This window comes from Flagellimonas pelagia (genome assembly GCF_003584135.1).
GTDB lineage: Bacteria > Bacteroidota > Bacteroidia > Flavobacteriales > Flavobacteriaceae > Flagellimonas > Flagellimonas pelagia.
The window spans coordinates 471742-485074 of record NZ_QXFI01000036.1 but is presented as its reverse complement, the minus strand read 5'-3'; the positions used below and the strand labels follow the sequence as shown (position 1 = coordinate 485074).

10 protein-coding genes are annotated in these 13333 nt (G+C 44.4%); 7 read left to right on the top strand and 3 right to left on the bottom strand.

Annotated features, from left to right (window positions below; translation table 11 throughout):
- Nucleotides 1–57: 57 nt before the first annotated feature.
- From D2V05_RS19175 to D2V05_RS19165, 3 genes are all read left to right on the top strand, one after another.
- Nucleotides 58–513, top strand: a complete 456-nt coding sequence (locus D2V05_RS19175; protein ID WP_119649243.1) for a DUF4442 domain-containing protein — start codon at nucleotides 58–60, stop codon at nucleotides 511–513.
- Nucleotides 514–616: 103 nt separating this feature from the next.
- Nucleotides 617–1417: a TIGR00266 family protein gene (locus D2V05_RS19170; protein WP_119649241.1), complete on the top strand. Its 801-nt coding sequence runs from the start codon at nucleotides 617–619 to the stop codon at nucleotides 1415–1417.
- Nucleotides 1418–1639: 222 nt separating this feature from the next.
- Nucleotides 1640–2293 (top strand): DUF2461 domain-containing protein, encoded by a 654-nt coding sequence (locus D2V05_RS19165; protein ID WP_119649239.1) that lies wholly within the window; start codon nucleotides 1640–1642, stop codon nucleotides 2291–2293.
- Nucleotides 2294–2296: 3 nt separating this feature from the next.
- Here D2V05_RS19165 and D2V05_RS19160 read toward each other — a convergent pair whose 3' ends face one another.
- Nucleotides 2297–3853, bottom strand: a complete 1557-nt coding sequence (locus D2V05_RS19160) for a M81 family metallopeptidase (protein ID WP_119649425.1) — start codon at nucleotides 3851–3853, stop codon at nucleotides 2297–2299.
- Between the two features lie 144 nt (nucleotides 3854–3997).
- Here D2V05_RS19160 and D2V05_RS19155 point away from each other — a divergent pair, with 144 nt between their 5' ends.
- Nucleotides 3998–4561 (top strand): NUDIX domain-containing protein, encoded by a 564-nt coding sequence (locus D2V05_RS19155; protein WP_119649237.1) that lies wholly within the window; start codon nucleotides 3998–4000, stop codon nucleotides 4559–4561.
- On the opposite strand, the gene D2V05_RS19150 is transcribed toward D2V05_RS19155, so the two are convergent.
- Together D2V05_RS19150 and D2V05_RS19140 are read right to left on the bottom strand one after the other, a co-directional pair.
- Complete coding sequence (locus tag D2V05_RS19150; RefSeq protein WP_119649235.1) at nucleotides 4555–5844, bottom strand: D-alanyl-D-alanine carboxypeptidase; 1290 nt, start codon at nucleotides 5842–5844, stop codon at nucleotides 4555–4557. The two genes, D2V05_RS19155 and D2V05_RS19150, sit on opposite strands and share 7 nt — an antisense overlap.
- Before the next feature lie 345 nt (nucleotides 5845–6189).
- Nucleotides 6190–7131 carry a LysR substrate-binding domain-containing protein gene (locus D2V05_RS19140; protein WP_119641166.1) on the bottom strand — a complete coding sequence of 314 codons (942 nt, stop codon included), beginning with the start codon at nucleotides 7129–7131 and terminating at the stop codon, nucleotides 6190–6192.
- Between the two features lie 143 nt (nucleotides 7132–7274).
- Between D2V05_RS19140 and D2V05_RS19135 the strand changes: the two genes are divergently transcribed.
- From D2V05_RS19135 to D2V05_RS19125, 3 genes are all read left to right on the top strand, one after another.
- Nucleotides 7275–9122 carry a sigma 54-interacting transcriptional regulator gene (locus D2V05_RS19135; protein WP_119649234.1) on the top strand — a complete coding sequence of 616 codons (1848 nt, stop codon included), beginning with the start codon at nucleotides 7275–7277 and terminating at the stop codon, nucleotides 9120–9122.
- Between the two features lie 176 nt (nucleotides 9123–9298).
- Entirely contained in the window at nucleotides 9299–9850 is a 552-nt protein-coding gene (locus D2V05_RS19130; RefSeq protein ID WP_183114869.1) for an OsmC family protein, read from the top strand.
- An 84-nt stretch (nucleotides 9851–9934) separates the two neighbouring features.
- A complete protein-coding gene (locus D2V05_RS19125) occupies nucleotides 9935–13333 on the top strand; it encodes a 4Fe-4S binding protein (protein ID WP_119649232.1) in 3399 nt (1132 codons plus the stop codon).

The window sequence follows — 13333 nt, the reverse complement described above, 5'->3', positions numbered from 1 at the left end:
TTTAACAATATAAAATAGCGGTAATTTGTCTATTTTTAAGCCATAGAACAATTCATTATGGCACTGACACCCAGTAAAATCAATACATTCACGTTTCTAAAACTCCCTTCGGCCTGGTGGTGCGGGGTTCGTCTCAAATATATCGATGAGCGGAAGGCCGTCACCTCGGTAAAGCACAAATGGGTGAATCAGAATCCGTTCAAATCCATGTTTTGGGCGGTGCAAGGGATGGCCGCCGAGCTGAGTACGGGTGCCTTGGTGATGAACGAGATCCAAAAAAGTGGCAAGAAAATCTCCATGCTCGTGGCCAATAACAAGGCCACCTTTACCAAAAAAGCAACAGGACGTATTTCATTTACCTGTGAAGATGGACCATTGATTGCCGATGCCATTCGCAAAACCGTGGAAACCGGTGAGGGACAAACCTGTTGGATGAAGTCCGTAGGGATTAATGCGGATGGGGTAGAGGTCTCCACCTTTCATTTTGAGTGGACGGTGAAGGTTAAGGAGTAAAAGGTGAACGGTAAAGGTATTCAACAATAATCGTCTGCCTGAATCTGTAACAAAACCGAGAACAAAGCAACATATAAAGCGTAATCAAAAAACAATCAAAAAAATGAACGCACACGAAATAGACTATCACATTTACGGAGAGGAAATGCAATATGTGGAAATCGAACTGGATCCACAGGAGGCCGTTGTGGCCGAAGCTGGTAGTTTTATGATGATGGACACCGATATTAAAATGGATACCATCTTTGGGGATGGCTCCAATCAAGAAACCGGGGTCCTCGGTAAACTGTTCTCCGCAGGCAAGCGTTTGCTTACGGGTGAGAGTCTGTTCATGACCGCTTTCCTGAATGTGGGCCAGGGCAAAAAGCAGGTAAGCTTTGCTTCTCCCTACCCCGGTAAGATCGTTCCTATCGACCTTTCGGAAAAAGGAGGGAAGTTCATTTGCCAAAAAGATGCTTTTTTGTGTGCTGCCAAGGGTGTTTCCATCGGTATCGAGTTTTCCAAACGTTTGGGCCGTGGACTTTTTGGTGGAGAGGGCTTCATCATGCAAAAATTGGAGGGGGATGGTATGGCGTTCGTTCATGCAGGTGGTACCATGGCCAAAAAAGTGCTGGCTCCCGGAGAAGTCTTAAAGGTGGATACCGGTTGTATTGTGGGCTTCTCCCATACCGTCGATTACGATATTGAATTTATTGGAGGTATCCGAAACACCGTTTTTGGCGGGGAAGGTCTGTTCTTTGCCACCCTGCGTGGACCAGGTACCGTCTATATTCAATCTTTGCCTTTTAGCCGATTGGCCGGTCGCGTTTGGGCCGCAGCTCCTAAAGGAGGTGGAAAAGACAAAGGGGAAGGCAGTATTTTGGGCGGCCTTGGTGATTTACTGGATGGGGATAATAGGTTTTAGGAGTTAGTGGTTAGTAGTTGGTATGGGGATATAGATTGGCACCGTTTCAATGTCATTCTGAACGAAGTGAAGAATCTCAGCTTTCCTTTTTTCAATAAACAATGAACAATTATCAATTGACAATGTTCGCTGTTTCCTTGTTATCATTTAGGCAGTGAAGAATGTCTCCAAAAATCCAATAATCTAACCGTCCATTCACTATTTTCCTTTCTTTTGTAGCCTATGAATTTTAAAGACCTATTCCATTTTCTGGAAGAACTACAGCAAAATAACAATAAGGAATGGATGGATGCGAACCGTAAATGGTACCGCTCCCTTCGGCATGATTTTATTGCTTGGTTGGACGATTTGGACCTTACCATGGCCCAATTGCACGATGATTATTACCCGACTCCGGGTAAAAAGGGCATTAACCGCATCAACAACAACCTCATGTTCCATCCCAATAAACCGGTGTACAAGGACCATTTTGGGGCGGGATTGGACAAGGCTCCCCATTCGGCGGATTTTTATATCGAAATCGGCCTGAAAAACTGTTTGTTGGCAGGCGGTTTTTGGCGTCCCGACCCGAAAACCCTTCGTAGTATCCGAGAGGGTATCGATTATGATGGGGAAGTGTTACAGGAAATTTTGGACAAGCCTTCCTTCCAAAAAACGTTCGGTAATTTGTACGAGGATGAAAAATTGACCAATGCTCCGAAAGGGTTTTCCAATGACCACCCCCACATCGACCTATTGAAAAACAAAACCTTTGCCGTGGTGCATGAAATGACCCAAAAAGAAGTCCTTCAACCCAATTTCAAGGAAAAAATCGTGGAAGTGTACCAAGAAATGCTTCCCTTCCGTCAATATTTAAACCGAACGGTCACGGTTTAAACATTAATCCAGTTGGTCCGAAGCACGCAATAGGCGTGCAGATAGATCGGGGTGTTCCATATCCGCATCCAAAGGAAACATGGGTCGGATGATGCGTTTGTGTCCCAATCGCTCTAAATCCTGGTCCACACCGCCAGGGGTCAAGGCCATAATCCAATCGCCTCTCATGTTATAGAGTTCGGGTACCAGATAACCAATTTTTACCACGACAATATCGGTGTTTCTTGGGTCGAGGTTCAGCTCCGTAAAATCGGATTCGTTGTGGTACGGCTTTCTTTTTTTGGTGACGATAACGCTGGCATTGCCCACTTTCACGACTACTTCGGTTTCTGCATGAACATCCCCTTGTTTTATGGCGGTCACCTCTCCGGTCAGTAAAAGGGGTGGAGCAAATCGGTCATCAATTGCGGCTCCTACTGGTGCACTGACCTTGCCACCCACGCCGACTTCAAGGGCCTGTTCCACCAATTCTGGTCCTGGAATGGAGGCATAAATCAATGATTTACCCCCTGGTTCGTGGAATTCATCTCTTTTTAAAAGCTCGGTCAAGGTCCAGGTCACATCCCCAGCACCACCAGCCGTAGGATTATCGCCCATATCACTCAGCATAAAGGGTTTTTTATCACTTGCCAAAGCAAGATTCAAGGCCTCTTCATATGATTTTGTTGGAGCCACAAATTCGAATTCTTTGCGAACATCCCAGAAACTCTCGGCCAATTTTTCGGCACCGGCAACCACCTTTTCTTTATCATCTCCCGTGACCATGACCACGGCATGGTTTCGGGGTTCATCGGCCCAAGCGTACCCTATCCAAATGGCGGCATCCACTACACCTTCTTGGTTGGCCACTCCAGGCACTTGGGCATATAAACTCTTGCCTGGTTCTACGCGGGTACTGGTTTTTTCCCCGGGGAGTAATATCGGTACGGGAATCCAAGCCTTATATTGGGGTTTCCCCTTGCCATTCTCCAATCGGTCCACGAGATTTTGCACGGCCCGTCTTCTGGATTCGGTAGCATCTTCATGGGGTGCCATCCGGTAGCAAGTAATGAGGTCGCTATGTTCAGCAAGTCTTTCGGAAACATTGCCGTGCAGGTCCATGGATGTGGAAATGAGAACATCGGTGCCCACCACATCCCGTATTCTTTTGATCAGGTCACCTTCGGGGTCATCCAAACCGACTACGCTCATGGCACCGTGAATATCAAAGAAAAGTCCATCGTAGGGTTTGTTTTCTTCCAATAGTTGAAGTGTTTGCGCCACCAACGATTCGTAGGCTTCACGGGTTACCGTACCGCCAGGCAATGATTTTCCTACTAATGTAGGGACCCAGTCAGCGCGTTTTCTCAAGGTGGAATCCATCGCCATAAATGGGTAGCGTGCGAAAATGGAATCCCCAATTTTGGCGTGGAACGCCTCTTCATGGGTCAATGCGGGGGAAAACGTACTGGATTCGATACCTAAACCCGCAATGGCGATTCGGGGTAATTTTTTTTCGGTTTCCTGTTTACAACTGAATAATAGGGTCAAAAAAAACAGGAAGGGCGCTAACTTACGCATGTGGGTTGGTTTTGCTGGGTTTGAATCCGAAAGATACAATAAACAAAGGGATTCGTGAATCTTGTTCCAACACTAGGTTTGTGAAGAAATCCGTTACCTTTAACTTCTAAAATAAAGGCTTTGGAAAACAATAGGATTAGAAATATGCAGCGGGAGTTGCTCTCGGACAATTGGTATACCCTTGAAAAAGTTTCATTTGAATACTTGCGGGATGATGGGGTATGGGAAAGGCAGGTTCGGGAAGCTTACGATCGAGGGAATGGTGCGGTCATTTTACTATATAACACCCAAAAGAATTCGGTAGTGCTTACCCGGCAATTTCGTATGCCTACTTTCCTGAACGGAAATGAAGACGGTATGATGGTGGAAGCCTGCGCAGGATTATTGGAAAAAGGCAATGCGGAAGAGACCATTAAAATGGAAGTGGAAGAGGAGACAGGGTATAAAATTGAAAAAGTACAAAAAGTGTTCGAGGCCTATATGTCGCCTGGATCTGTGACCGAGATCCTCTATTTTTTCATTGGCCAATATGAAGAATCCATGAAAATCAGTGACGGGGGCGGTGCCGATGACGAGACGGAAAACATTGAAGTGTTGGAATTATCGTTTCCCAAAGCACTTGAAATGATGAAAACAGGGGAAATCCGGGATGCAAAGACCATTATGCTGCTACAATACGCGCAGTTGCAGGGATTTTTGAATCAATAACGCTCGTACAATTCCTTCAGGGTGGCATACATGGTTTTTCGTATTTCGATGGATGGTACCTTAAAATGATTATTCATGAAGCTGAAAATGAGCAATTTGCCAGATTTGGTCCTAATGAATCCACTTAAATTATAATTATTCCCCACTGACCCTGATTTTGCGAATAAAAAAGGTTCCGTACTAGGGTCTTCCCACTCCTTTACCGTACTGTCAGGTCCCCACATAGGGAATAAGGCAAACAATCGTTCTTCAGGAACTTCCTTGTAAAGTTTATGTAGGATTTGAACAAAGGATTTGGGCGTGAACAGATTGTAGCGGGAAAGTCCTGAACCATCTACCCATCTGGGTTGTTGTTCCAAATCATTAAGGTCGTGCTCCAGCATATAATCAATGGCTCGTTTAGTGCCCAAAGTATCAGAAATCATGGAAGAGGCGGTCATCAACAATTGTTCGGCCAAAAAGTTGTCGCTTTTGAAGAGCATTTGCTTGTAGATGGAATCTGTTTCCATGCCAAAAAGCGTTTGTCCCGGTTCTTCAGGAAAGTGATCTACCACACTGATTTTCTTGTCCAATACCGATTCCAAAAGCTGTTGGGTAAGACTATCACTGGTCACATAAGGAACCTCCAAAGTATCTTGCTCCGTAGGGTCAATGTAAAAGTGGTTGGCAAACTCGTCTCGTTTAAAAGGATGCTCCCTGATTTCAGTATCCTCAAGAAACGAAATGGGAGAAACATTCAGGCCCAATGAATCGGTATTGGAAATGGTAACCACATTGCCATAGAGTGGCATGGGCGTTCTCTCCGGTGAAAAATAGGTATCAAAATCTTCCCATGCCCATCCCGGACCGTATCGAAGGTCCTCTGTGTTTTTGGTATACAGGGCGATGGTTTCTTGGTTTTTGAGCCATGTAACCGCTGTGCTATCGTGCAAATGTGGGTGCAACCAAGAAGGATCTCCCGTTCCTTTCACAAAAACCGTATCGTTCGAAATACTATAGGTGAGGGTTGGAATGTACTTTGGAAGCAGCTTGACCCCTGTATAAAAAGTGATGATCTTAGTATTGCTAGCTGGAGTAAAGTACTTATCCCCGTTTACATTGATAAGCTCTTTTTGTGTCTTGGCATCCATGACCACCAATCCGTGGAATGAGTTCTGGAATGCCGTGTTTTTAAGGTTGGTTTTGGCTATACGACGGGCAGGGGAACAACTTGTGAGCAGAATTAATGAAATGAATAAATTGATTATCAGATATTTGAAAAATCTGCAATAAAAAAAGCCCATTTTAGCCATTTATCGAATTTAACACGAAGTTATTCAATTTTTAACTGGGTTTTAAGTTATGTAATTGGGTTTTTACCTAATTTAGTTCAACAACCAATTATTCAATCTAATCAAATTTCTATGCCAAGAGCTATGTTAGATTACACCAAAACCATCCTGCAGAAGGTCAGTTTTGATGTTAGACTCTTCTCCAAGGAATTGAAGAAAGCTATTTCAAGGTTATTACCAAGTGAAATTGAAGAACTTAAAATCTGGTTGCAATTTTATATTGTGGACAAACCAGAGTTACAACCGACATTAGTATTGTTAAGAGCATAAAACTGGAGCCGCTGAAAAGCGGCTCTTTTAATTTTTGGCCAAGGGGCTGATGATCTTCACGTCCTGAAAAGCTATTGCTCCACGAACAATGCTGGAAATCACATCCCTGAGTGCCTCGGTAATCTGGATTTTCAGTTCGCTTTTGTGATAGATCAAACTGATTTCCCGAGCTGGTGACGGACTTTTAAAAGGTTTCAGGTTTTCCTTCTTTTGGGATTCCAGGTGTAAGGTATTCAAATAGGGAAGGAGGGTCATGCCCATGCCCTCATCGGCCAAGCTCACCAAAGTCTCAAAACTCCCACTCTCGATTTTAAACTGCTCCCCGTTCATGTTTTTAGAAGCCTTGCAGAGGTTGATGACCCCATCCCTAAAGCAATGCCCATCCTGAAGTAGTAAAATATCATTGACATCCAAATGATCTGTGGTCAATTGGGTTTCCGAGGCCAAACGATGACTTTTTGGGACATAACCTACAAAAGGTTCATAATACAATGGTCTTTCTTTGATGAACTCGATTTCCAAGGGGGTAGCGGCAATTCCGGCATCCAAATGGCCGTCCAAGATGTTCTTGATCAAGTTTTCTGTCGACTGCTCTTTAATGATCAGGTTCACCTTGGGATACTTTTTGACAAAGGTGTTCAGGAACATGGGTAATAAAGTGGGCATTACCGTGGGGATGATGCCCAAAGTATAGTCGCCCCCGATAAATCCCTTGTCTTGATCAACGATATCCTTGATGCGTTCCGCTTCAGCGACGATATTTTTGGCCTGATCCACGATTTTCTTCCCTACTTCGGTAATGGAAATGGGTTTTTTACTCCTATCAAAAATGAGCACACCCAGTTCGTCTTCCAGTTTTTGTACCTGCATGCTCAAGGTAGGTTGGGTAACAAAACTCTTTTCGGCGGCAAGGGTGAAGTTTTTGTGTTCGGCAACGGCGAGCACGTATTGAAGTTGGGTAATGGTCATCCTAATGATAAATTTGAGATATAAAAGTATAAAAAACCATCAGGATAATCTATGCTTATCGACTTGGTTATCTCAAATACTTGGTCGGGTTATATCACAAATAATTATATTTATTTGGTATTCAGATTTAGTAAAGGCTCAAAATGACATCAGCCCAACTTATGGCCATGGTTGATTTCCTAAAGGAAGTCCCTCTTTTTTCCGAAGTGGAAAAGATTTCCCTGTTGGAATTGTGCAAGGAGTCCAAGGAGGAACTGTTCCTTAAAAACCATCGCATTATCCAAAAAGGGGAGGTAGGCGATGGGATGTACCTGATCTTAAAGGGCAAGGTGAAGGTGCACGATAAGGAACACGATTATGGCTCTCTCTCAAAAGGTGAATTTTTTGGAGAATATGCCTTGATCGATAAAAAGCCTAGATCGGTTTCCGTGACGGCTTTGGAGGAAACTACACTGTTAAAAATTGAAGCCGCCCACTTTTTAAGATTGATAGATTCCGATAAGGGGTTCGTTCAAGGGATTCTGTCCGTCCTCATCAAAAGGCACCGGGAACTGGATGTTGCCCAAGAACGATTGTCCGCTTCCAAAAAACAGATGGAACTGGCCCACTCCCAGTTATCGGGACTGATACAATACGCCATGGATGCCATTATCATGTTTGATGGTGACTTTAGGATCGTTTTGGCCAACGACTCTGCAAAGGCTATTTTGGAGAATGATGATGTGGAACTTCGTAATATCCTCTATTTTTTGGATGAGGAAAGTGCCAGTTTATTGGAAAAATTGATAGGCGACCATTCGGCCAGTTCCAAAGGCATGAACACCCATCTCCCCAACACCATCAAAGTGATCGGGTCCAATGAAGGGATCTCGACAAATGAAGGCACCATCAGTAGCTATGGGAATGAAGACGAAACCTATTATACCTTGATTTTGCGAAGTATCGATGATCGAATTCAGGCGGAACGCAAAATATCGACCCTGACCAAGCAAACCGAATACCTACAGGAAGAGCTCAAGGAATTGAAACAAGATCACGGAATCATTGCGCAACATGCTTCCATGTTGAACCTTTTGGGGCTTATCGATCAAGTGGCGCCTACACAGGCCACAGTTTTGATTCACGGTGAAACTGGTACCGGTAAGGAATTGGTGGCGAGGGCCATCCACAACAATAGCAACCGGGCCAACGGGCCCATGGTCCGCATTAATTGCGGGGCCATACCTGCCAACCTGATAGAAAGCGAACTGTTCGGCCACGAAAAAGGAGCATTTACTGGGGCCACCAATAGCAGAAAAGGGCGATTCCTGTTGGCAGACAAGGGCACCATATTTTTGGATGAGATCGGGGAGCTTCCGTTGGAGTTGCAGCCCAAACTGCTTCGGGTAATTCAAGAAGGGGAGTTCGATGCCGTAGGGAGTTCCAAAACACAAAAGGTAGACGTGCGTATTGTGGCGGCCACACATAGGGACCTATTGGCCCTTTCCAAAGAAGGAAAGTTCAGGGAAGACCTTTTTTATAGGTTGAACGTATTTCCCATTGAAGTACCTCCTTTGCGGGATCGTGGTAACGACGTCTGTTTGATAGCCGATAAAATGATCGAGCATTTCTCCAAGTCTCTGAGTATTCCCATAAAAAAATTGAACAGTGCCCAAAGGAAACAGTTGTTGGAATACAACTGGCCAGGGAATGTTCGGGAACTACAAAATCTGGTGGAACGGGCCGTAATAGTATCCAAGGGTGGGGAAATTGATTGGTCCAACATTCTGCCAACTTCCCATCATGCGGAAAAGACAAATACACCAATCCATAATGGTCATATTCTCACCTCAAAAGAGATGCTACAACTGGAAAAGGACAATATTTTAAAAGCCTTGAAGCGGACCAAGTGGAAAGTTTCCGGTTCCGATGGCGCTGCGGCACTTTTAGGATTGCCATCGACTACCTTGGCATCCAAAATTAAGGCCTTTGGCCTCACCAGACCCGTATAGATTTACGAAATATCGTTTTTTATTTACGAAAAATCATTATTTAACGAAATTGCGTTACTGGTTTATAATGTAAAATTCATTTTAAGTAATTGATAATCAGGTTATTATATTTTTTGGCACGACAAATGCAACTACTCTGGCAAATGTTAATCAATTAATCTTAAAAACCTAAAAACATGATTACAACAGCAAACATTAAAAACGGAGTAAACGTAGATCAGTTGGTAGAAACCATCAACCACGTACAAGAAGATCCTTCATTGGCCAAGTTCGAGTTCAGGGCCAAAAACAATTGGATCGAAGGGGGTCATTGTGTGACCAGTATCCAAGATTATTACGGAGTGGGTCAAGAGCACCCTGTACGTAAGGATTCCTTCACTATGGAGGCCGACCACGTAGAAGTTCTTTTGGGTAAAGACCAAGCTCCAAACCCTGCCGAGATCGTATTGCACGCTTTGGGTTCCTGTTTGACCGGTGCCATGGCTTACCATGCTGCCGCCAACGGAATCGAGATCGAAGGTGTTGAAAGTACTTTGAAAGGAGATGTAGACCTTCACGGTTTCTTGGGCCTTGATCCTGAGGTAAGAAAAGGGTACAATGGTATCACTGTAAAATTCAAAGTGAAATCTGACGCTTCCGAAGAGCAATTGAGAGCTTTGTCACAATTCTCTCCTGTGTTCGACATGATCACCAATCCAACTCCTGTAACCATCGAGTTCGAAAAGTAATCCTTTACTGAAATAAGCCGCCCTGTAAAAGGGTGGCTTATTCATTCCATCACAAAAAATCTCACTGACCCATCCATAATCAAAATGAAAAACAAGGAGCACATCATCGTAAATGCCAATCAGGCGGTAGCCCATGTGGCCTATCGTACCAATGAGGTTTTTCCGATCTATCCCATCACCCCTTCTTCCGATATGTCGGAACTGATTGAGGAATGGAGTGCCCTTCAACATAAAAATATTTTTGGCAACGTTCCTTCCGCTTTTGAAATGCAAAGTGAGGCTGGTGTTGCAGGGGCCATGCACGGAGCCTTGCAGACCGGATCGTTGACCAGCACCTTTACTTCATCACAAGGTCTATTGTTGATGATGCCCAATATGTTCAAAATTGCTGCCGAACTCACCCCCAATGTGATCCATGTGGCCACTAGGTCGGTTGCAACGCATGCACTCTCCATTTTCGGGGACCATAGCGATATTATGGCAGTTAGAGGTACAGGGTATGCCTTTTTGGGATCGGCATCGGTACAGGAGGCCATGGATTTTGCCTTGATTGCCCAAGCCGCCAGTTTGGAATCCAGAATTCCTTTTGTGCATTTTTTTGACGGATTCCGCACGTCCCATCAAATTTCTAAAATAGAATTGGTCGATGATGCTGTGATCCAAGCCATGATCGATTCCAAATTTGTGGATGCCCATCGGGAAAGAGCTTTAAACCCCAACCAACCGGTTTTGAGAGGAACCACACAAGGTCCCGATGTTTTTTTTCAAGGTCGGGAAGCCGTAAATGGCCATTATCAAGCTTGTCCTGGAATCGTTCAAAATTGCATGGATCGGTTTGCCCAACTAACGGGAAGGCAATACCAAGTGTTCGAATATGTTGGCGACCCCAATGCCGAGCAGGTTTTGATTTCGATGGCATCCTCTACGGAGACGATTGAGGAAACCATAGACTATTTGAATGCCCACGGGGAAAAAATCGGATTGTTAAAAGTTCGATTGTTCCGACCTTTTGGGGTGGAATTATTATTGGAAAGTTTACCAAGAACCTGCAAGACCATCACCGTTTTAGACCGGACCAAAGAACCTGGTTCTATGGGTGAACCGCTGTATCTGGATGTGTCCAATACAGTAATGCAATCGGATAGGTTTCAACAAACCCCCAAAGTATTGGGCGGTAGATATGGTTTGGGTTCCAAGGAATTTACACCTGCCATGGTGAAAGCTGTGGTCGTCAATATGAAACAAGTAAAACCTAAAAATAACTTTACCGTTGGTATTTCGGACGATGTTACCCAAAGTAGCTTAATGGTGGAGCCTTTTAATTTGCCTTTGGTGCACGAGCAAGTACTTTTTTATGAAACCAAGGCCTCCAAAACGCAGGATCAATTTACCCAATTCACCAAGTTCATCTCCCAGTATCTGGATGTACAGGTTCAGGGATATATGGAAATCGATTATAAAAAATCGGATTCCCGTCATGTTTCCCATTTGAGGTATTCGATGGAGAACATTAAAGCACCTTATTTGATAGCCAATGCGGATGTTGTCTTATGCGAAGATTCCAAATTTGTCAACAATGATGATATTTTGGATCGCATCAAGACGGGTGGCACCTTGATTATTCTGTCTGAAGTGACGCCAGAAGTGTTTTGGTCTTCCCTTTCCAATTCGGTCAAGACAGGTATGCAAAAGAAGAATATTAAACTTTATGTCATGGATTCGAAGCATTTTTCGACCCATAAGGAAGTATCGCCGTTGCATGCGGCATATTTGGGTCTCTTGCAACAGGAATTTACCTCTGATGCTTTGCGTATGGTGGATGTTTCCAAAACCATTGAGGAGAAGGATACTCTTGAAAACATGCCTTTAACTTTATTGGAAGGTCAGTTATCCGGAAAAGGCAATGAACTTCCGGTAAGTGTGTTCCCGGTTGATGGCACCTATGAAACAGGGACTTCTGAATACAATAGGAGAAACATAGCTGAAGCTTTACCAGTGTGGGATACCGATTTGTGCACCCAATGCGGTGCCTGCAGTATGGCTTGTCCGTCAGGGGCATTGCGGATCAAAGCCTTCGAATCGGAAGGCCTGGTCATACCGGATTCGTTTGACTTTGTACCCTTTCAAGAGGAAGGTTTCGATTTGATGAGCTACACCATACAGGTGAACCCCGATCAGTGTACCGGGTGCCAAAATTGTGTGGATGCCTGTCCAGCCAAGGCCTTGGTTATGGAAAAAAGTGAGGAAAGAACCCATGAAACTAGGGACAATTGGGCGTTTATGGAAACGCTTCCGGAGATCGACCGCAATCGATTGGATGTTTTCAAAATAAGTCAACAGCAGTTGCAGGAACCGCTGTTCAAATATCCTATGGGTGAAGATGGATGTGGGGAGGCGCCCTATTTGAAATTGGTATCGCAATTGTTCGGAGATCGGATGATGGTGGCCAATGCAACAGGTGCGAGCTCCATTTTTGGAGGTGCCCTGTCCACAACCCCTTGGTCCAAAAATCAAGAGGGAAGAGGCCCTGCCTGGTCCAATTCCCTGTTTGAGGACAATGCCGAATTTGGTTTGGGATACCGATTGTCGTTGGATCAACAAACCGAACAGGCAAAAACGTTGCTAAAGCAACTTTTACCTAACTTATCCAAAGGATTGGCTTCCGCAATCTTGAATGCTTCCCAAGTTACGGAGTTGGAGATCAATCAACAGCGGGATAGGGTAGAGCAACTTAAGGCAGAATTGTTGTTGTTTAATGACCCAAATGCCGCTCAACTCATGAACATTGCCGATAGTTTGGTGAAGAAAAGTGTGTGGATCATTGGGGGTGATGGTTGGGCTTACGATATTGGTTATGGTGGTCTGGATCACGTTTTGGCATCCGGAAAAAACGTCAATATTCTGGTTTTGGACAACGAGGTGTATGCCAATACAGGCGGACAAATGTCGAAAGCAACCCCATTTGGGGCTTCTGCAAAGTTTGCCTACAAAGGGAAAACAAAGCACAAAAAGGATTTGGGACTTTTGGCCATGAACTATGAGGATGTTTATGTGGCTTCCGTGGCCATTGGAGCCAACCAACAGCAAACGCTTCAAGCTTTTTTGGAGGCCGAAACCCATGATGGCCCTTCCATAATCATTGCATACTGCCATAGTGCTTCGCATGGCATCGATACCCAATTCCCGAGCCAATACCACAAAGCAGCAGTGGTTTCGGGGCAATGGTTGTTGTATCGAAACGATCCCCATAGAATTCTTGAAGGATTGCCCAGTTTACAATTGGATTCGGATATGCCCAGTATACCAGTAACAGATTATCTTTTGATGGAAGGCCGATTCAAAAATATGTTTGACAGGGAATTGGAGCCGAATTCCATTTGGATGGATAGGGCACAGAAACAAGTGGAACGTCGTTTTGCCAAATATCAGGCGATGGCAAATGAAATTCCTTCGACTTTAGAGAAAACCTTTGGAATGATCTAG